Consider the following 20,978-nt stretch of genomic DNA (forward strand, 5'->3'; position numbering starts at 1 on the left):
ACGTTAGGAGGGATGAAGTTTTATAATCTAGTGACAAGATTATTAAGATATCTGCCATACTCACTCTTCCCGTTTTCATTTGCCAGCTGTATGAACTGCTCCTTGGAGATAAATCCCTCCCGAAAGGCGATTTCTTCAATACAGCCTATTTTTCCCCCAAGATTCCTTTCTATGGTTTCAATGAATTGGGCTGCTTCCAATATTGAGGGATGAGTACCGGCATCAAACCACGCGAAGCTCTCCTGCAGAATTTCCACATTGACCTCCCCCATTGTCAAATACACGTTATTTATATCCGTGATTTCTAATTCTCCTCTGACCGAGGGCTGTATTTTTTTTGCGATTTCAACGGCTCGCTGATCATAGACATATAACCCTGTCAGTGCATAGTTCGATTTAGGGACAGCGGGCTTTTCTTCGATGGTTATCGCTTTATAATTCTGATCAAGCTCTACAATACCGTATCTTTGAGGCTCGTCTACCTGAAAGCAAAACAGCGTAGCCCCTTTTTTAGATTGAAGGGCATTTTGTAATCGTTTGGGAAGGTGTTCCCCATAGAAAATATTATCTCCAAGGATTAACATGACGTGGTCGTTTCCGATGAACTCTTCTCCGATAAGAAAAGCATTGCCGATTCCCTTTGGCTCCTTCTCGACTTTGTACTGAATGTGTAATCCTAAGTGGGATCCATCTCCAAGCATCTTCATAAACCTGTCCTGATCTTGAGATGTCGTAATGACCAAAATCTCCCTCACGCCAGCAAGCATCAGCGTGGAAAGGGGATAGTAAATCATCGGTTTATCGTATATGGGGAGTAACGCTTTTGACATAGACTTCGTCAACGGGCTCAACCTAGTACCTTTTCCACCAGCCATAATAATTCCTTTCATGCTACCCCTCTCCTTTCTTGTCCTGCAAATGCTTGTATCTCCTCTCAATATCCACTATCTCTTTATAATCTTGTGTAAAGCAGATCCTTTTAGAAGTCCTAAATAAATACCTGATTCTTGGCTGCCACGTATGATTGCTTGAATCTCTTCTGATATAGCAATAGTTATTTCTACTGGTAGAGTAGATCCGATAACCTTTCGCCCTGGCACTTTTTAGAAATGACGTGTCCTCGCCCAATGAACGATTTTGAAAAGGCACATGGTGAATAACTGACTTCTTTGCGACTATAGTTCCGCCCAATACTTTTTTCACCCATTTATATTCGAAGCCAAAGTGTCGGAGTCTTAATTCTCTTGTGTTGGAGAAATATATATATCCTGACCACTTTCCAACAATATCCGCATTTGTTTCCTCGAAGGCTTTTAATGCTTCCGCTAAAAAGTAACTACCATAATGATCATCATCGTCCCATTTTGCCACATATTTATATTTCGCCTTATGGGTACCGTAGTTCAGACAGCTCCCCAATGAGGTCTTTTCCGGAAGCTGATACACTTGGACGTTTTCATAATGGGATGCTCTTTCTTTCCACTCTTCTAATTTCAATGAATCACTGTTTAGTATGATGATGAGTTCTTTTTCCTGTAATAGCTGGCGGTCATAATTTGTAAAGATATTATCCATAAACCAATGTTTATTTGTACAAGCAACAATGGAAATACCATGATTTTCATTCAACTCCATTTTTTCTTCCACATGAATTTCCTCCTTTTTTTTTCAAATCGTTAATGATTTATCCTGACATCACTACTTACAGACTATTCAACTTGTACCGAATTGTGTGGTTGTTTACAACAGCTTGTCAAATATAAATGGTCTTTTATATGAAAATGAGTAGATTCAATGCAACTTTCTTCTTAATAGGGACTCAACTCCATGAATGCACAAACCGAATCAAAGCTTATCCATATACTATAAAGATTTATTATTTTGCTAGTGTTTAGCTACTATTAATTAAGGAAGGTGATTGAATGGCGAAAATTTTATATTTAGGCTGGCTTGGCCACCAAAATATCGGAGACGAACTAATGTATGATTTATTTAGAGAGAAGTTCAGGGAAAAAGCAGACACCACAAAATACAAATTAATTCCCTCCACAAGGAAGGTCCTCAGACGGCTTAAACGGAATAAACCCTATCTCCATTACTTTGACAGTATCGTTTTAGGCGGTGGATCCCTTTTTGTACCTGATTTAGTCAATATTCTATACAGAGCCGTAAAATGGCATAAGAATATTCGAATATTCATTTGGGGCAGTGGAATCGATTGGCTGGAAAAACGGGAACTCATTAAACTTGGATTACAGACCGAAGAAGAAATCAATTGGAAAAATGAATTCAAGATTTTTAAAGACCCTTACTTCAGGATAAAGCTTCAAGCCATCTTTCAACATGCTCAATTCATTGGGATCCGTGGACATTATACGTATCAATTCTTTCAGTCACGGGGATACAATCTGGATAAAGTTAAAGTGACGGGCGACCCTGGGTTACTGGTTCACATGCTTCAAGAACCTCCAGAAAACAAGGATTCAAAGAAGGTAGTCATTAATTGGGGAACCGCCCATCAAAGACTTTACGGGAGAAATGAGGCAAAACTGGAGCAGGAAATGGTTGATGTAATAAAAGAATTAGTGGTAAAAGGATATGATGTTTATATTTATCCTATTTGGGTCAGTGATCTGGCACCTTGCAAAAGTCTTTATCATAAAATAGAGGATAGACAGCAAGTCCACTTGATTACAGACTTACTGGACCAATATGGCATACTAAACCTGATTAAGGACGCTAGATTTACAATCAACTTCAAATTACATGCAAATGTTCTTTCCGCTACAGCTGGTATTCCATTTGTCGCTCTCGGATACCGTTTTAAGACCTTTGATTTTGCCAATTCAATAGGAATGGACCACCTCGTCGTGTCTACGGATGAAGCTTATTTCAGCAAAAGGATCCTCTCTAAAGTTTCCATTATTGAAAACCAAGAAGGCTCACTGCTACAAAATTTACCAGCATACCAGTTACAGGTAGAAAAGGACTTAGAGAAGGTGTTCGATTTTTTTCAAATAACTCACTAAAAGAAGCTTTATTAGGCTTCTTTTTTTAGTATCCTATTAGTAGTTTAATAGGATAAAAAAATAGAACTTGTTTTCCACAAGTTCTCCTTTTCATATACTGAGAAGTTTGAGACCCATCGATAAATGATGGTATATGTTTCTTTCTTCTCTTTTTATTTTCCTACATGCTATAACCACGATTAACCGAATACAACAGTTGCATTCAGAACGGGAATAACCCCAATGGATGGTAACTCAATGGGCATGAATACTTGCTGGACTTTTTCACTTACCATTAATTCAAACGAAACAGGAAACGTCTCTTCTCCAATCGTCAAAATTCCTTCTACCATGACTGTCATCGTTTGATCACCGTCCTCGTCCACTGTGCACAGGGGCATTCCAATATCAGTGGAAGTGAAAGTGGCAATGAATGTTTCCTCGCAACCTGATACAGAAAACGTTGCATTTACTGTACTGTTGTCAGGTAAAAATTCACGACAAATATCGAGATTGAACGAATAATCCACTAAAAAATTGAATGGAAAATTACAGATAGAGAAACAACCCTCCCCTTCTGCAGAAGCGTGACAATCGCAAAGAAAATTTAATCCCATCACATAAAACCTCCTTTCAATTGAATTACATTATTATATGTCTGGGAATTAATAATGAATGGACAAACTACTTAGGAAGAAAGATACAATTTTCCCCAAATAAGAAAAAGCCTTTTTAAGTTACCAAAAACTAGGATCTAAATGCACATCCCATCCTGTATTACTTACCCGCATATTAAAGGTTCAATAAAAGTTTCTTATGATTACGTCCTTGGTTGAACCACTTGAAATCCCTGAAGATGAACCGCATAAAATAGTGGTTGATAACGGATGGCAAGATACGTATCATAATCCATCTTCTTGAAACCTTTAAAGCTCGGAAAGATATTTGCTTCCAATATCCAAGGGTAGGTTCTATAGTCCAACGCAATATCTAATCCGAATTCGGCATAATGTTCGTCCTTCTGGTCCATAAGTGCACAAAAGCGTTGACATAAATCCACGATTGCCTTGTGAGCATAAGAATATGATAGAGGAGCATTGGAGTCATCAAGGGCTTCTTTTAAATGCAGCGCTTTACCACCACGTGCTATATTGGTCAATTCTTCATTTATTCCGGCAACACGACACTCTATCCCTGAGCAAATCCATTTATCCTCTTCGGTTTTTTGCATGACTACCCGGACATCAAAGGGGCGCCCTTCTATTTTCAATAAATCAATATAGGTTTGATACAAATAGGGGTAACTGAAAACATTTAGTTCAACAAGCTTATCGTAAAGACCTTGAGGTGTTGAAATACTGTGACACAGCTTTAGCTTATTGCTGGATTCATGCAGATAGAATACTTCGGATTTATATTCAAGAATAAATATTCCACGTCCTCGTGATAAGCTGACAGGTTTCAAAATGATTTTATTTTTTTCCTTTACAAAACGAATCATTTCTTCAAGGTCTTGAAGAAGATACGTAGATGGAAGATGCCTTTTTAATTGGGGTTCATCCTGCATTTGAGTTAAGTCGGACTTGGTAAAATGGTGTGAATTAAAGAGTTGGTTGTTAGTGAGGATTTTTAACTTTTCAATGGTGTGTTTGTCTTGATGAAAGTTCCGCCTGTAAATGACTGAGGGTATAGATGTAGATCCATACCTCCACACTTTTTCGCTGGGATCATAAACCATGCCGTAAGCAATATTCTCCTCCCAATTGATTGAACGGGCAGAAAACGCGATCACGGTTCCCCCAAAGCTCTCATACAATCCAAGACGGTCCTTAAACTTCTCCATATAATTTAAATGATAAGTTTGATTTTTATTTCCCAATAAAAATCCTATAAGCGGTCCGATCTGCACACCGTTCTGCCTGGCTGACATTTGGTACACCATGTCTAATGGTATGTGCATTTTCTTGATGAGATTACTTGATATGAATAACTCAATGGGATTATTATAGGTATTCTCTCGAATCATAGTGAAATCATCATAAGGGATGAATTTGATTGTTTCTTCATTAACGCCAAACTTTAAAACTGTCAATCCTCCGAAACCTTTATTATATAAGTGTTGGGGGAGTTTGATCACCGGGGATTCTCCATCCATTTCTATGAATTTCACCCAAATGACCTCATTGCCCTTACCCTTTTCTTTTGAAAGTTGTTTTATGGTACTATCTTTTTCTATTATGGCATCGGGATTTATGAATTCTGAATGATGCTGGTATGAGTGGGCCAATTCCAAAGGATATTGTACAATCTCCTTACATATTTCGGGGTTCCAAATCTGCAGATCTTTAATGATGGAGTGGATGGTATCGGTAGAATCAATTTTCAGCTGCCCTTTCATATTCATCCTGTATTGAAGTCCAAGTTCATAAATGCCTGGATAATAATACTGAATCAGGTCTAAGATAGAGTGGCTTAAATTATTAACCTGCTCCTTAATAGAGGATAAAGAAAATGATCCTGTAATGGAATGGAGTTCTTCCAGAGTATAAAGATCACCATCCATATCCTTTACATAAAGAAAGGGAGTTCTCCATTTATGTTCCTTCCTTTTTTGACAAACGATTTTTATGAAAAAGGGAGGGTTGCTCCCCACCTCTTTATTGGATATCCCTTTTAAAGACGGATTTGATTCAATGATTTTCAGAAGTCGTTTTTGTCTAATCACATGATGTTCATTGATCATTTTAATCTTATTCTTTTGAATAAGTTCTCTTAGCTTATTAATACTTTTCTTTTTGTTATATTTTGTTGGATTATAAATGACTTGAGGGATCTTCAATGTTCCTCTTTCTATTAGTTGCCCATTTCTGTACTCAAAGCTTTTTACTTGATCATTCCGCAATGACAGGTGATCAAGGGTAAAGAATACGACTTTATCCCCTAATTCTTCTGCCTTTTGCACATAGTGAAGGCAGTAAGACTCTTCTTTATGGTGTCGAATTATATTATTCCATTGTTTTGTGGATAACAAGATTCCAATCGGTTGCTCATCCATTACCTCACCTCCAAAGCAAAATTTACGAGACCTTTTTCATAAATATATGCATTCTTTTAGTAAACGTATAGGCACAGGCCTTTGAATCAATATAAATGATGGAATTAGCGTTCATTCCAGAAATAAATGAATCGTGCTAATATGAGATGCATTCAATCATAATAGCGCGATCCCGTATTGTGAAAAAGGGTCTATCCTCTTCTGTATTTCCTGATTTCCTCGAGCATCGATTTATCCTTTAAAAGATTGAACATTGAAATTGTCGGAGTGAGGTTCGCTTCGATAATATAAATTTGTCCATCGTCAGTGATCCCGATATCAAGACCTATCCTTCGTCTTGTCGGGTAAGGGTCCTGTAAGGCTATGGCAGTACCGAGGGCTACTTCCTTTAGTTCACTCAACACCTTATTGGTGTCTTTGTTAGTAAGGGTGGATTGTTCAATTGCTTCTTCCAGGTTCATCACTCCCCTGGCATAATTCGTCGCAACAAATCCCTTTGCTGCCACTTTCACCAATACCCCTGTTACCTTCCATTCGGACGAATTCCTTTTTCGCTGAACCATTACACGAGTATCGAATACACACTCCTTAATCAATGCCAATGGAATTCTTTGTTGTACAATGTATTTTTTCTTCCTGCTCAAATGATTCTCATTCAGATAGTTGAATGCCTGTACTTTTCCCACAACCTCTGTTTTTGTTGATTTAGAATGAATTTCGAAAATGTGACCCTCGATGGAACGGATCTGGATAACCCCAATTCCGCGTAATCCAGCGGTGGGCTTGACAATAACAGCCCCAAACTTCTCCAGTAAATCCGAAAACGACTGAAAGGTCAACATCTCTGTTACGGGTAAATATGGAGCCAGGGCTGGGTCTTTCTTCATGATGGTATATTTCGTATACTTTCCAGTTGAAACTTTCATAATGATTACTCCTTTATCCTGCTGTTCACCTCTACTTTGTAGTATATGTTCCCTACTCTATTCTTCTTGTACGCTTATCCCAAGGCATACGAAATTAACTTAGTTTCTCAATGAACGTAAGAAAATGGGATTGAATTTAAGTCATACAACTAGTCCACAATTTTGAATGTTTAATATATATATAAAGAATCAAAAATAAGGAGGAATGAAACTATGGGATTATTTCAAGGATGTTCAGACGGATTTTGGAAGAATCATGAAGACCTTTGGGTAGGATATTCACCAGACGATATCTATGATGAAGTTTTTGGAGTAGATTTCTTCGGCGTACTCACTTTAGCAGAAGTATTAAACACAGGTGGAGGCGGTATTGTGGCATTAGGCCGTCAGTCTGTGGGTGCCCTGTTGAATGCTTCATCACCTGATGTCAACTACCCCTTTACGGAAGATGAGGTTATTGCCTTGATACAAGGCGTTGACCCAATGGACGCAATGGCTGTTGAAGAATTGAAAGATCTATTTGAAAGATTCAACACACTAGGCAGTCCTTTATGTGAGGAAGATTAAATAGGAAAGTACCCCCATAATTCTTGGGGGTACTTTTTTTGTATTAATATCCTAATGAAGTAATCTTATTCTTTTTCTATTTATTAGTAATTTATTGATTTTCAGAAGTAATCTATACTAATACTGTAGTATTATCTCCTTCAAACTCTCTCCTTAATCGAATTCCCCCTTCCTCTAGAACCCACAACCGATTCAACTATCCGATCAGTTATCTCCTGCTTCGTCTTCTTTTGCGTAACTTGGATCTCCAAATACTTAGCAAGTTTCATTAAATCCGTTTTTTTCTTTACCGTCTCTTCTCCACATAAATACTCTCTCGCCTCTTGGACGTTCTCAAACTCTCGGAGTATGAAAGCTACCCTTTCTAATGGATCTATCTCATGAACTCTTCTATGCTTCATGGAAAAGAAACAGGAAATTTTCTTGTAGAGGATTTCTTTTGTGTCTCGATTCCCCGTTGTGATATTGATATATTCACAAAATGAGAGGAGATCTTTTTTTGAATATTTCTTTAGATGTGACTCAACATCTTCTTCCTTCTCCGCTTCTTTTTGGATTTTGTCCCTGAGCTTTTCAAATTGCAGCTGGCTTTTAGGCTTTGTTTCCACGAACTGAATTTTCCCTCCTCCGTTGATAAACGTATCGTAATGATTAGAAGGGAGGCTTTCAATAAACTTTATGAGCCGGTTCAATACGATTATCGATTCTTGTTTAGACATACGCTCCTCCTTCAAGGCTATAGTTCACGATGGATAAGATCATCACACTCCCCCTCAGATTAATCAGGGTAATGGATTCTTTACTATTGAAGTATATGCTTGAAGAAGTTGTCTACTGATTCAATTCGCACAATGTGAAATGATTATTTTGTGACATATAAATTAACAACCAAATAACAAGTTCTTGATTGATAATGAAATGACTTACTTCTTCAGTCTTCAGTTCCACAACAATATGTTCTATCAAATATGCTCCTTCAATAAGTATAGCTATAACCTTTTATAGACCAATACTGAGGAGGTACATCAGTGAACGGAACCATCAATCCCATTAAATTGAATGAAGTCATTGAATATGAAGATCTATTTCACGAAACTTTTAAAGGAACATCGTTAAAAGCAGGACAAGTGACTCAAATTATCTATTGGATCAGGCCAGGAAAATCATTCATTACCTATGACATTGTCGACCGGCATAAGAAGTATGTAAATATTGAGGATGCACCCTCCCCACCCTCAATTCAACGAGAAGACCTTAGCTTTAAAACGTCATTTGAGCTGAATCAGCAGGTGGATATTGAGATTGCTGGAGTGAAGCGAACTTCTGTCATAGTGGCAATGAACATCACTTGGTCTGATAATGACTGTGTGGTTTCTTATGGGGTGACGGATCTGACAGATACGACCTATTTTGGTGTCCTGGAAGAGTTGTTGGAGAGGTGGAATCCGGAGTATGCAGTTTAGAATTGAAGTTTAATAGAGATAGACAATAAAGGTGCCAGTGTCCATAATCGGACCCCGGCACCTTCTGTAGTTTATTTGTAGAATACTTTATCTACATTATATTTTGCTTGTAGCTTATTGATGATGTACGTTTCGTAAATGTCACGATCCATAGCGTCTTCCACGATGGACACATCGATACGGTAGATTTCATCTCTGTGGTTACGTAGTGGTGATACAGTATCTTCAAGATGCTTCTTGACTCTCTGTCTCAGTTTTCGTGCTTTACCCACGAAGAGAAGGTCATCGTTGATGTTATAAAATAAGATGATGCCGCCTTTATCTCTTGGGATTTCGTGAAGATCGATGAAGCCCTGGATGCTCTTGATCTTTGGTTCTTCTGAATTTCTTGGTTGTCTACGTTCCGTTATGGAAATATCCGCTTGTGGGATCTGAATGTTTATCATGAATGGTCACGTCCTTTGTTTGCTGTAAGAAGTAATGGTAACACATAAAGGATAGAAATACTATACAACGTACCATTATTCTTCTCCCCCTTCTTTATGCGTAGCGGAGGCCGATCCTATTATTAAACGTCTGATTCTTATTTTTAAACACGAAGAAGTTATCTTTAAAATCAATCGTCAGTTCGTGTTCATAAGCATCTTCGAAGTCATCGTCAACGATGAATTCTAAATGATCAGTTTGGATGATTTTTTCAGATGAATCAGTTTCTCTATTATCTATCACCTTAATTTCGTAAACATTATTAACTATATCGCAGCTTCCCCGGTCAAGTGATAGCTGAATGATTTTGTCATCCGGAATTTCCTTTAGTTTTTCTATGGCAGTCTGTGTTAATTCTAAGTTCATTTAACATTCCTCCTGATCTGTAAATGGAACAAGTATGTCTAGATGCTGCTTTAGGTTTTCTATTGTGATTGGCAACTTATCTCCCTCGTCCCCATCGATATTGGCAATCATCTCATAGGTGGATGACGCTGTAAGCTTCGTGACTTTCATATAATGGACGTGTTCGCTTTCTGAAAGTTCTCCTGAAAGGATCTTTGGCAGTAGCAACAGAAAATGAGGCAGTGCAATGTCTTTGATGATAAAGACATGGAGCTTACCGTCATTCACTTTAGCCTCGGGTGCAATGGTTTCCATGCCCCCGACAGAGTTTGTCAGGGCAACAAGCATGAGCAGCGCATCCCCTTCCCAGTCATGGTCGGAATGGACCTTGAGCTCGAACGGCTGCTTCTCCTTCATTTTCTTCATTCCTTCTATTATATATGCAAGTGGACCGAGCTTCGACTTCTGTTCGACTGGTGTGGAGAACGATGCTTCTGCCAACGCGCCGACTGCGACAATATTAATGAAGTATCGGTCATTGATTTTTCCGACATCGGTCTTCTGTACATGTTTTTGCTTGAATATGTCGATGGCATCTTCAGGGTCCATAGGAATCTTTAAAGCTCGTGCGAAATCGTTTACAGTCCCAAGCGGGATCAGACCAAATAGGGGACGGTGATCCTGTTCAGCTATTCCGTTGATGGCTTCATTGATTGTTCCATCACCACCCATGGCTGCGACAAAATCAAACTTTCGTTCACATGCTTCCCTGGCGAAATCCATGGCATCCCCTTCGCCTTCCGTCATGCGCACTTCTGTTTTATATCCCATTTCGTTTATGGTCTCAAGAGCATGATCACTATATTCCTGACCTTTTTCCTTCCCTGAAGAGGGGTTGACGATTAGCATGGCTTGTTTCACACCGATTTCCTCCTTTTAATATGTATACTGTATCTTTACCCTGATTTATAGGAGTGGAACCTTATGTCTGAATAAAATCATTGAAATTACTCACCAAAAAGAAATGGAGAATTAACGTCATGAAAAAGAGACGCTAACCGAATATGATTTCCAGTTAGCGTCTTAGATGTCTCTTAATCTTAAAACCTCATATTAATTAAGTTTTAAAATAGTCAATCCTGCACTATTAATAGGAGTATTATCGACATTACTAATGAGATTATCCGCTGTATGGCCAATGTTTCTAAGTTCTACTATTCCACCTGCTGGTATAGAAACAATTGTTTCTCCCTTGACTTGAAAAATCGAATCCAGGGTAACAGGAGCACTTGTGAAAATCCCCATCTGGTTACCATACCTGCTGGAGGTTACCATTGAGCCGTTTAAGAATAATGCGTATGCCCCTCCTCTACTAAATCCAATCTTTCCACCAGTAAACACGACATTATAGTTTATTATATAGTCTCCCTCGTTTACTACTATTATAGAAGTGCCGGTGTGAATAAAGTCGCCTGCAGAACTAATCCCAGTATGATTAAAAAAAACAGGTTGGTCAGGTATTACGAGATCTCCACCAGTTCTATATACAGTACAGTACTTTCGACTGCAAGTGCATTCTCCTTGAAGACCTTGTACACCCTGTGGTCCCTGCTCTCCACGAAGTCCTTGTTCTCCTTGAGGACCTTGCTCTCCACGAAGTCCTTGTTCTCCTTGAGGTCCCGGCTCTCCACGAAGTCCTTGTTCTCCTTGAGGACCTTGTTCTCCACGAAGACCTTGTTCTCCTTGAGGACCTTGTTCTCCACGAAGACCTTGTTCCCCTTGAGGTCCCTGCTCTCCTTGAAGACCTTGTACACCCTGAGGTCCTGGTTCTCCTTGAGGACCTTGCTCTCCACGAAGACCTTGTTCTCCTTGAGGTCCCAGCTCTCCTTGAAGCCCTTGTTCTCCACGAAGACCTTGTTCCCCTTGAGGACCCTGCTCTCCACGCAGCCCTTGTTCTCCTTGAGGTCCCGGTTCTCCTTGAAGACCTTGTACACCCTGAAGTCCCTGCTCTCCACGAGGACCTTGTTCTCCTTGAGGACCCTTATCACCTTGTATAATCGGTACTGCTTGAGTCTCTAAATCTCCTTGAGCTGCTTTCTTTCCCCGTTTATCGCTTTTTTTCTTACAGTCTTTATCCCTCTCATTTTGATCGCTTTTCCTCTTGGATTTATTACGCTTTTCTTCCCTTTTAGATGCCAATTTACTCACCTTCTTTTCATATATCAATATATTCCTATTAATCAAATGATGAATAACTAAACAGAATTACTATAGTCTATGAGAATTATTGATAGTATGTGTAGACAAACATCCTGTGGTTCCATAAATCAACGTTAGCCCTATACTATTTAAGCAATACTATAATATATTAGTAAGTTGCTATGAAGGATAAGAGGTACTTTTCAGTTGGGAGTTGAAGTGTTACGGAAATCGGTATATAAGTGCGATAAATGAAATAGTTACAATCTTTAAATAGAGACGATTAGCAAAAGTAGCTTTTCGGCCTTTTTCACCAATCTCTTTAAAGAGCTCATTGTCTGTCGTGGGTGGGTTCTAGGAGTCTTTTATCTCACTTACCGCTTCTACCTAAACTCTTTTCTCCTTTATGAAATTTCAGCATTTGGCTCGGTTACAAAAGGGGATCCATTTCCATACAATATAAAAAACATAAATGTCTACCAAGTAAAGGGGTGATTACCGGTGGAAAAACTATTTAACGGAAATTCAAAAATTACAAAGAAAGACCTAGCAGCCTTTGAAATGATTGGTGACGGGAAAGATGGAGAAATTTACAAGGTAGCAGATGACAAAGTTGTAAAGTACTTCTTTAAAGAAGAAACACATCAGCGTGAACTTGAAGCGATGCAAATAGGGCAGATTTCGTCCATTATGCCTCGTCTTTATGAATTCGGTGATAATTATATTGTCATGGAGTTTGTTAAAGGAATATCCCTTGCCCGTCACATGAAACGAGAAGGTCACATTGATGAAGACATGACTAAAAAGATTTTATTCGTTCTGGATGAGTTTAAGAGATTGGGCTTTACGAGATGGGATACAGAGGTTCGCCATATGTTAATGAATGAAGAAGGCGAATTCAAAGTGATTGATCACAAGCGGGCCTTTACATCTGATTCTCCTGTTCCAACCAAACTGTTCAAAGGGATGAAGAAATTTGGTTTAACAAGCGAGTTCCTTGAACATGTCAAGAATTTAAATCCAGAGCTCCATGATGCTTGGAAGAAACATAAGTAGTTCCATACATGATGAAGGTCTCAGTAGAATATCATAAAGATGAAAACGTTCTTTCCTTTAACTAAGATTGGATAGGACGTTTTCAATGAAAGTGTTTAGGACAAGCACCTAAAAAATCCAAAAAAATAGGGACAGTACTTTCCCTAAAAAGTACTATCCCCAGAACCGATTTATTTTTCAAAAGATTATACTTTTTTCACCGTTACCCTATCCAAATGAGTGAATAAAACGTCACCGTTACCGTTAGACCATACTAAATAATGATCTTCTGCTTTAATGAATGTTCCGTCGCAGTCAATTTTTTCTGCTCCGGACAAAACCTCGATTTTATCACCAAGCTTGAGTACTTTATTAAGTTTATCGGAAAATCCCATATTTCCTCCTCCTTTCTATCTTGTGATTCATCAGTCTATATATTTATATTAAAAAATAAGGAATTTGATAGGGCTATTACCTATCATTTTTATTTTTTCGAAAAAAAAATGACTGGAGATCATCCAGTCATTTTTTGTGTTTCTAAATAATGTCACTAAACTTTACGAACAGTTACATTATTTAAATTAGAAGTGTTCATATGGCCGTCATCGTCAGCCCATACAACGAAGTTATCGCTTGCGTATACATAGGAACCCTCTTCGATTTCTTCGTCACCAGACAGGACCTCAATTTTATCACCTAGAGATAAAATTTTATTAAGAAAATCTGCCATACTACCATCTTTAAACAAATGAGACATTATGTTTCCCCCTTTCGGTATTTACTCTATTTTTATGCTGAATCGCTAAATGCGTAAAGGCAGATAACTAGATTCCAAAAAAAAATTTCATTTTTAGCCATTTACTAGACTAACTAATTATTCTTTATTTTCTTCTGACATCGAGTTGATAGGTGAAGGTTCCGGGTCATCCTCTATAGGGGCTTCCTCACCAATCAGTAAACCCTCATCTTGATTTCCATTCATTTCAACCGACTCGTCTTCTCCTGACAAATCACCTTCATCATCTACCAGTGAAAGAGCCTGGTCCTCCTCTGAGGTCTCACTGTCTTCTTCTTCCGTGTTGACCTCATCTGATTTAATATCATTTTCGAAAGTCAACTCTTCAATGACAGGCTCTGCATCTGTTATCTCAGAATGATCTCCATCTGTGTCCAATTGCGTAATGTACTCATTTTCCGGATTTGAAACACCAAAATCATCTTCTACATCTAAATTGATTTCCTCTTCCTTTTCACCAGATGAATGGTGTAATGATTCTTTATCAGAAGCAAGGAAATTCTCTAATGAGCTAATATCATCTTCGTTTATTTCATTTTCCCGGTGGTCTTGTAGTAGATTGAGATTCAACTGGGACCTTTCCTCAGTCTCAGGTTCTTCTTTTTCAAGCTTTACGAAATTCAGCACTTCTTCGTTAACGGCAGATTGTGCTTTTTTTACATCCTTTTTCCTTGAATCTTTTTCTTTACTATCTTTTTTTTCTTTCTTGTCTTTCTTGTCTTTCTTGTCTTTTTGCTTCTTATCGTTCTTTTTATCATCTTTCTGTTTCTTATCATTTTGTTTCTGGGTTTTCTTCCGCTTGGAGCCAATTTTCCTTATACTGATCTGGCCGCATAAATCTGTGAAATTGACATTAGCCTTATGATCCATCCAGATGAGGATATTATCGTAAGCTGCTACAAATGTTCCTCCGCAGCCAATCATTTCATCCTCAAAGAAAACTTCAAGATGATCTCCTAGATGGAACATTGAATTCAAGACCCCCTCGACGGATTTACACGGTAGGCGGTCAAAATCATGATCTGAACAATGATCATGTGAACAAGGTTTTTCATGATCATCTGAACATTCGTCTTGATCATGTGGATCTCCTTCACAGTCCTCATCTGTTTCATGAGGATCTCCTATGCACAAATTCTCTTGCTCATCTGGATCTCCTGTGCACAACTCATCTTGCTCATCCGGATCTCCTTCACAATTCTCTTCATCGTCATAATGGTCGTGATATCGTCTGGAGAGATCATCAAACTCATTTACCATATGTGTTTCCACTCCTTTACATTTTGTCTACAATTCATAATCAATATATGTATGTGAAAAAGGAATGTATAGCCTATTTTTGTGGTATTATCCCAAATTCCGCTCACTCTAACCGGGCTTTTGAATAGGTTATAAATAGAAACAGAGACGTGGAGTGAAGCACATGCCCAATTGTTATCTTTTTATAAATGAACATATTCTTCCAAGGATCTTTTCCTCCATTTATTACGATGACTTTCTGATCCCTTGTCACAATCAATCCATCTTTGTGAGCTATCAAAAACACGAAAAAGAACATGTAACTTATTCTGCAGATCAAATGCAAAGTGCTGTTTATATTGATCAAACTCATGTTTCTCAAATCATACAAAGTATGATGAGCAGCTTAAACGTAAAAACTACTCATCAACAAACAACTGAGCGGCCTACCTTTGACATCACTCTTCAAAATGAAGATCAACCCAGCCTGATTATCTCTCGAATATCTAAGCCTCATCGCCGTAAAAGACGTGGGAAATGCCCTCGGTTACTATCACGTGAGGTTCAATCATTCGAAAGAATCAATTATATAGATCACAACAACAGTCTCCACCAATCAAAATATCAAGCTAATGCGCCACCAGTACGACATGTTCATAATAATCACTCACCCAATACCCGAGCTGACAAAGGTAAAAGTAAAGATGATTTTATCCAAAAGAAGCTTTGTCAGGAGAAGCCATCGAGAAAAGATATTTATCAAACAGAACAAAAATCCTATACAAAGGGTCACTATGATCAATCGGTTAACGGTAAGATATCTCATGAGGAAAAAACAGACAATCATAAGGATCATGAACTGAAAACTAAGTGTCCTACCGGCTCTTTAAAATCAGATGTACCAAATCAAACCTACACTGCTGGTTCATTCATTGAAAATAGTAAATGTGACTCTAATTTGATTGAAAAAGAAGAGAAACTAAGTTCAGTTCTTGATAATGAAATATTGGAAGATAAAAAAGAAGTGGATCTTCATTCCATATTAGAGAAAGATGAAGTGGCTAAAGACATTCCTAGCCACTCCTCGATAGAGAATGGTACCGACGTAATTCAACCGAAGAATTCGAACGGAAAATCAGACCCATACGCAGCAAAAGAAAATATTCCATCTAAAAAAATCCTACAAGAAAATGTAAAATCAAAATCTCCTACTGATTTTAATACCCTGGGAACGAATCCGCCGGCCAAAGAAGTGAAATACCATCTAAATCGCACTGATGTCAGTCCCAAAAAGATCGTTAATGAAGATGATAAAAAGACTGCAGAATTCAATTTCGATATCCTAATTTCTAATCCGCCTGCCAAAGAAGTGAAATATCAACTAAATCGCACTGATTTCCGACCCAAAAAGATCATTAATGAAGATATGAAAAAGGTTGCAGAATTTAATTTCGACATCCTAAGCTCGAACCCGCCGGCCAAAGAAGTGAGATACCATCTAAAACGCACTGACTTCCGGCCTAAAAAGATCATTAATGAAGATAAGAAAAAGGTTGCAGAATTCAATTTCGATATCCTAATTTCTAATCCGCCGGCCAAAGAAGTGAAATACTGTCTGAATCGCACTGATTTTCAGCCCCTAAAAATTGTTAATGAAGATAAGAAGAAGGCTACAAGATTCAATTTCGACAACCTAAGTTCGAACCAGCCGGCCAAAGAAGTGAAATACCATCTAAATCGCACTGACTTCCGGCCTAAAAAGATCGTTAATGAAGATAAGAAAAAGGCTACAGAATTTCATTTCGATATCCTAAGTTCGAACCCGCCAGTCAAAGAAGTGAAATACCAACTGAATCGCACTGACTCCCTGCCTAAAAAGATCATTAATGAAGATAAGAATACTGAAGTCAATTTCGACATCCTAAGTTCAAACCCACCGGCCAAAGAACTCAAAAAGGAAGTCAAATGTACTGAACACTCCCCTAAGGGAATAGCGAATGAAAAAATATCTACCACACCTACTACTGAAGCTCAATATGAAATTTTATACTCTAAGCCAACAGCTAAAGAAGTGAAATACCACCTTAAGCGCTCTAACGTCAAGCTTAATAAACTCATTAATGAAAAAACCAAAATTACCCGTAGTCCAAAAGATAACAATTTCGAGATTCTAAGCTCTCACTCCAGAAATGTTGAAAACCAAGTCAAATACAGTCATAAATCAAAAACCACTGTAAAAGGCGATGAAAAAACGACCAAAGAGCTCGAATTTGATACCACAAGCGCCAATAACTCATCTAATCAAACGAAAAAAGAACGCTCTTACCAGACTACTAATAAAAAGACTGGTAAACGAGTCCCTTCTACTCCTCATGACATGGATAAAGACGACTACTCGCATACAACGATCTTGAATAAATATTTCACACTCGGTGACAAAATCAATGTATATGCGGGAAGTAAATTACTTGCTCAGCAAGGAACATTTTTAACAGCCGGACCTGATTTCTTCATATGGATTGATGGTGACGGGTTTGTACGTTTACAAATAATCAGCGGTGGAATCAGCATTGGTCAAACGGCCAGGAATAAATAAGAAACAGACATTAGCCCTGTGCTAGTGTCTGTTTCGACAATATAGAAGGATACATATAGTAATGTAATAGAGATTAGAATGGGGTGAAGGGAATGAAAGAAACTGTATTGGTCATAGCAGCACATCCTGATGATGAATTACTTGGCACGGCAGGAACGCTAAAAAGGCTAGTGGATCAAGGAAATAGAGTCGTCTCGATCATTACAGCAAACGGAAGAAAAGAAGAAGCTCATCATATTCAGCAGCTTGCCCGGAAAGCAAACAAAGAAATCGGGATAAAAGAAGTTATATTTTTGGAGCATCCAAATCTGGAATTGGAAATGATGGCTCTTCATCTATTTACAAAAGAAATTGAAAAATTAATAGATATCTATAAACCTAGCAAGATTTTTACCCATCATTATGGCGATGTGAATCGTGATCACCAAATCACGTTTCAAGCTGTATTAACAGCAGTTCGTCCGGTGCCAAATACACAGCCGATTGAACTGATAACATTTGAAACGGTTTCCTCAAGTGAATGGAATACCCAGACAAATGACAAGCAATTCAAACCGAATTATTATGTGAACATTTCAACAGTGATTGATCATAAAATAGCTTCCTTAAAACATTATGATGTCGAAATGAGAGAATTTCCACATCCGCGTTCCTATGAGGGAGTCAAACATTTAGCAAGCGTCCGCGGCATGACGGTTGGGGTACCGTATGCCGAAGCATTTGAAGTCATTAGGAGGGTCTGGAAATGAAGGAACTATATTTTCCCTATCCTTACGTTGTTTCTGCACTCGATAAACATTATGGAGTAAAGGCAAAACCATTAACGGGAAAAACTAGGGATACAGGTAAGGATTCAAAAAGAAAAAAGAAAGAGCGCAAGTCCAAAACAAAGATAAAAAAACTGAAAGGTAAAGGTGGCGGAAAGAAACTATCCATTCTGATAGCGACATTTTGGGACTATCCCCACACAGGTGGTCTTTCCAACTACATCACTACTCTGCGAGAAGGCCTGCGGGCTTTGGGACATAAAGTGGATATCATTGCTCCAAACCATTTTTCTGAAGTCAAAGCAGAGAAAATTCGTGAGGTGGTTGTTCCTGAATTAAAGAATTTTTTTAAGGAACGGTATGGAACGTACACAGGGAAAATTATTCAAAGCTGCCGTCTCCTCTACATTTATGAGCAGATGATGCAAACTGTCAAGTTGGAAAAATACGATATTCTTCATGCTCAGGATTTATTCACAGCCAATATATTGGGTAGATTTAATGAAGACTTAGGTAAACCACTCCTTTTCACCCCTCATGGCATGTTCACTTTTAGCCGGGTCAAGTTCAACCGAATTGAAAGAGGTTCTGAGGAAGAGGTTTATTACAAAGAAATTGAGAGAAAAGCCATTGAATATGCAACTCATATGGTCATCTTAAGTGACTCTTTCCGGGATCCATTGAGCTTACTGGGTGCAAAGTCTGCAAATCTGACAACCGTCAACACGGGGATCGATTTTAAATCCATAACACGGAGTAATACAAGAGGGAAAATTGTGATCTCATGTATAGCAAGACTTGGACCGAGAAAAGGACATTCAGATTTATTAAATGCTCTTGCTCGAATAAATGGAGTAATTAATGGGGTTGAAGTGCTAATTGTTGGAGATGGAGAAATGCGTGAATCCCTGGAGGCTCAAGTACAATCCTTGAGACTATCCAACGTACACTTCTTAGGCAAACGGGATGACGTCCCTTCTATATTAAGCAAAACGGATATTTTTGTTCTGCCAACCATCAATGACAACTTACCGATTTCCATTATTGAAGCTATGCATAGTGGTGCAGCGATACTTACAACCAATTGTGGTGGTATTACAGAAATCATTCACCATAATGAAACCGGAATCATTGTAGAACCAGGTAACGTAAATCAGTTAGCCAGTCAACTTAAAAACTTAATAGGAAACGAGGCATTGCGGACGAAACTGGGTAACAATGCGTATCAATATGCCAAGAGCCACCTCACTCGCGAAGCCATGGTTGACAGAATTGAAGAGATTTATCAAGATCTGTTAGCTTCGGGAGGAGAATAATGATGTCATCACACCCAGCTGTCGTCCTTGACTTAAGCGCAAATGGAGTTGGTATCATTCATGCTCTTGCTCGAAAAGGAATAGATGTATATGCATTTGATACAGAAGGTCCCTATTCGAAAGGAAAATCAAGACTTGCCACTTGTGGGGTATGTCCAAGCCCCTTACATCAAGAAGAGGAGCTGCTCTCTTTTCTAAAAGGAGTAGCGGTGAACCTTGATGAGAGACCGGTCCTATACGCAGGTGCAGATGATTATGTCGTGTTTATTTCTAAATACAGAAACGTCCTATCTCAGTACTACTTGTTTCTATATCCAGACCACTCTCTAATTATGGATTTATTAGATAAGAAAAAAACCTATGAATTAGCATTGCAATATAATATCCCAACAGCAAAGACCTTTTTTGTAGACAACGAAGAGCAGCTAGATGAAGCCATCACTCAATTAGAGTTCCCTTGTATTTTAAAACCTGTGTTCGGACACGAATTCAGAAAACATGTGAATAAAAAGGCCATTCATATCCAGGACGCCGTTCAATTAAAGAAAGTCTTTCCTATCTATCGGAAGTTTGGAGAGCTTATCATTCAAGAAATCATCCCCGGAGACAACCAATGTTTCTATAAAGTGGCTACATTTTTTGATGATGATATGGAATTACAAGCTCTTTTCACTCTTCAAAAAAACCATCAGTTCCCTGCACAATTTGGAACTGGAGCACATATTGTGAGCAAACGAATTCCTGATCTGATTGAAGTGGGTGTTCCACTATTGAAAGAATTAGGTTTAAAAGGAGTTAGCATGATCGAATATAAAAAAGATCCCCGGGATGGAAAATATAAGCTCATTGAAATCAATCCCAGGTTCTGGCTGACCCATAGTTTAACGGGTCATTCCGGCGTCGATTTTGCCCATCAGTATTATCTGTACCTTACAGACCAACACCCTACTCCTCAATTGCAGCAAATCGACGGGGTACAATGGATTTACATTGTACGTTACTTCCTCACCTTTCTTGAAAAACGAAAGAATGGTGAAATGAGCATGAAAGACTTCTTTAATGGATTCAGAGGGAAAAAGGTATTCGCCCTTTTTGCATTTGATGACCCTATGCCATTTATCAGGAGTACCGCGTCTCACCTGTGGAATGCGTGGAAAAGAAAACGAAAGGAGTGACTTTA

The 20,978-nt window shown here is 38.5% G+C and carries 21 protein-coding genes; 8 read left to right on the forward strand and 13 right to left on the reverse strand.

Annotated elements, in window-relative coordinates; all coding sequences use genetic code 11:
• Window positions 1-20: 20 nt before the first annotated feature.
• Together rfbA and TV75_RS02800 are read right to left on the reverse strand one after the other, a co-directional pair.
• Window positions 21-890, reverse strand: a complete 870-nt coding sequence (gene rfbA / locus TV75_RS02795; RefSeq protein WP_044337146.1) for a glucose-1-phosphate thymidylyltransferase RfbA — start codon at window positions 888-890, stop codon at window positions 21-23.
• Window position 891: 1 nt separating this feature from the next.
• On the reverse strand, window positions 892-1,647 hold the full coding sequence (locus tag TV75_RS02800) for a glycosyltransferase (protein WP_052504404.1): 756 nt from the start codon (window positions 1,645-1,647) through the stop codon (window positions 892-894).
• 275 nt (window positions 1,648-1,922) lie between these two features.
• Here TV75_RS02800 and TV75_RS02805 point away from each other — a divergent pair, with 275 nt between their 5' ends.
• Window positions 1,923-3,029 (forward strand): polysaccharide pyruvyl transferase family protein, encoded by a 1,107-nt coding sequence (locus tag TV75_RS02805; protein ID WP_044337147.1) that lies wholly within the window; start codon window positions 1,923-1,925, stop codon window positions 3,027-3,029.
• A gap of 179 nt (window positions 3,030-3,208) precedes the next feature.
• Here the strand turns inward: TV75_RS02805 and TV75_RS02810 are convergent, their stop codons facing one another.
• From TV75_RS02810 to TV75_RS02820, 3 genes are all read right to left on the reverse strand, one after another.
• A complete protein-coding gene (locus tag TV75_RS02810) occupies window positions 3,209-3,625 on the reverse strand; it encodes a hypothetical protein (RefSeq protein ID WP_044337148.1) in 417 nt (138 codons plus the stop codon).
• Window positions 3,626-3,828: 203 nt separating this feature from the next.
• Window positions 3,829-6,063, reverse strand: a complete 2,235-nt coding sequence (locus TV75_RS02815; protein WP_044337149.1) for a YheC/YheD family endospore coat-associated protein — start codon at window positions 6,061-6,063, stop codon at window positions 3,829-3,831.
• Between the two features lie 191 nt (window positions 6,064-6,254).
• Entirely contained in the window at window positions 6,255-6,989 is a 735-nt protein-coding gene (locus TV75_RS02820; RefSeq protein ID WP_044337150.1) for a YheC/YheD family protein, read from the reverse strand.
• Between the two features lie 213 nt (window positions 6,990-7,202).
• On the opposite strand from TV75_RS02820, the gene TV75_RS02825 reads away from it, so the two are divergent.
• Window positions 7,203-7,556 (forward strand): hypothetical protein, encoded by a 354-nt coding sequence (locus tag TV75_RS02825; RefSeq protein ID WP_044337151.1) that lies wholly within the window; start codon window positions 7,203-7,205, stop codon window positions 7,554-7,556.
• A 140-nt stretch (window positions 7,557-7,696) separates the two neighbouring features.
• Here TV75_RS02825 and TV75_RS02830 read toward each other — a convergent pair whose 3' ends face one another.
• The gene (locus TV75_RS02830) at window positions 7,697-8,164 is read right to left on the reverse strand and encodes a hypothetical protein (RefSeq protein WP_156142306.1); all 468 of its coding nucleotides are present in this window, start codon (window positions 8,162-8,164) and stop codon (window positions 7,697-7,699) included.
• A 420-nt stretch (window positions 8,165-8,584) separates the two neighbouring features.
• On the opposite strand from TV75_RS02830, the gene TV75_RS02835 reads away from it, so the two are divergent.
• A complete protein-coding gene (locus tag TV75_RS02835) occupies window positions 8,585-9,019 on the forward strand; it encodes a hypothetical protein (RefSeq protein WP_044337153.1) in 435 nt (144 codons plus the stop codon).
• A 71-nt stretch (window positions 9,020-9,090) separates the two neighbouring features.
• Here the strand turns inward: TV75_RS02835 and TV75_RS02840 are convergent, their stop codons facing one another.
• From TV75_RS02840 to TV75_RS22170, 4 genes are all read right to left on the reverse strand, one after another.
• Window positions 9,091-9,465 carry a nucleotide excision repair endonuclease gene (locus TV75_RS02840; RefSeq protein WP_044337154.1) on the reverse strand — a complete coding sequence of 125 codons (375 nt, stop codon included), beginning with the start codon at window positions 9,463-9,465 and terminating at the stop codon, window positions 9,091-9,093.
• Between the two features lie 94 nt (window positions 9,466-9,559).
• A complete protein-coding gene (locus TV75_RS02845) occupies window positions 9,560-9,871 on the reverse strand; it encodes an iron-sulfur cluster biosynthesis family protein (RefSeq protein ID WP_044337155.1) in 312 nt (103 codons plus the stop codon).
• Window positions 9,872-10,771 (reverse strand): diacylglycerol/lipid kinase family protein, encoded by a 900-nt coding sequence (locus tag TV75_RS02850; protein WP_044337156.1) that lies wholly within the window; start codon window positions 10,769-10,771, stop codon window positions 9,872-9,874.
• 599 nt (window positions 10,772-11,370) lie between these two features.
• Window positions 11,371-11,865 (reverse strand): hypothetical protein, encoded by a 495-nt coding sequence (locus tag TV75_RS22170; protein WP_216593397.1) that lies wholly within the window; start codon window positions 11,863-11,865, stop codon window positions 11,371-11,373.
• 685 nt (window positions 11,866-12,550) lie between these two features.
• On the opposite strand from TV75_RS22170, the gene TV75_RS02860 reads away from it, so the two are divergent.
• Window positions 12,551-13,105: a kinase gene (locus TV75_RS02860; RefSeq protein ID WP_044337157.1), complete on the forward strand. Its 555-nt coding sequence runs from the start codon at window positions 12,551-12,553 to the stop codon at window positions 13,103-13,105.
• 185 nt (window positions 13,106-13,290) lie between these two features.
• Here the strand turns inward: TV75_RS02860 and TV75_RS02865 are convergent, their stop codons facing one another.
• The 3 genes from TV75_RS02865 to TV75_RS21070 all read right to left on the reverse strand — a co-directional run bounded on the left by TV75_RS02865 (window position 13,291) and on the right by TV75_RS21070 (window position 15,140).
• Window positions 13,291-13,479 (reverse strand): hypothetical protein, encoded by a 189-nt coding sequence (locus TV75_RS02865; protein ID WP_044337158.1) that lies wholly within the window; start codon window positions 13,477-13,479, stop codon window positions 13,291-13,293.
• A 155-nt stretch (window positions 13,480-13,634) separates the two neighbouring features.
• Complete coding sequence (locus TV75_RS02870; protein WP_044337159.1) at window positions 13,635-13,841, reverse strand: hypothetical protein; 207 nt, start codon at window positions 13,839-13,841, stop codon at window positions 13,635-13,637.
• A gap of 117 nt (window positions 13,842-13,958) precedes the next feature.
• The gene (locus TV75_RS21070) at window positions 13,959-15,140 is read right to left on the reverse strand and encodes a hypothetical protein (RefSeq protein ID WP_052504406.1); all 1,182 of its coding nucleotides are present in this window, start codon (window positions 15,138-15,140) and stop codon (window positions 13,959-13,961) included.
• Between the two features lie 163 nt (window positions 15,141-15,303).
• Between TV75_RS21070 and TV75_RS02880 the strand changes: the two genes are divergently transcribed.
• The 4 genes from TV75_RS02880 (at window position 15,304) to TV75_RS02895 (ending at window position 20,973) form a co-directional block, all read left to right on the forward strand.
• Window positions 15,304-17,715: a hypothetical protein gene (locus TV75_RS02880; protein ID WP_044337160.1), complete on the forward strand. Its 2,412-nt coding sequence runs from the start codon at window positions 15,304-15,306 to the stop codon at window positions 17,713-17,715.
• Between the two features lie 92 nt (window positions 17,716-17,807).
• Window positions 17,808-18,464 carry a PIG-L deacetylase family protein gene (locus tag TV75_RS02885; protein ID WP_044337161.1) on the forward strand — a complete coding sequence of 219 codons (657 nt, stop codon included), beginning with the start codon at window positions 17,808-17,810 and terminating at the stop codon, window positions 18,462-18,464.
• Window positions 18,461-19,798 carry a glycosyltransferase family 4 protein gene (locus TV75_RS02890; RefSeq protein WP_044337162.1) on the forward strand — a complete coding sequence of 446 codons (1,338 nt, stop codon included), beginning with the start codon at window positions 18,461-18,463 and terminating at the stop codon, window positions 19,796-19,798. Before TV75_RS02885 ends, TV75_RS02890 begins: the two co-directional genes overlap by 4 nt.
• On the forward strand, window positions 19,798-20,973 hold the full coding sequence (locus tag TV75_RS02895; RefSeq protein WP_044337163.1) for a carboxylate--amine ligase: 1,176 nt from the start codon (window positions 19,798-19,800) through the stop codon (window positions 20,971-20,973). Before TV75_RS02890 ends, TV75_RS02895 begins: the two co-directional genes overlap by 1 nt.
• The last annotated feature ends 5 nt before the right edge of the window (window positions 20,974-20,978 follow it).

The organism is Rossellomorea aquimaris (genome assembly GCF_000935355.1).
GTDB lineage: Bacteria > Bacillota > Bacilli > Bacillales > Bacillaceae_B > Rossellomorea > Rossellomorea aquimaris_B.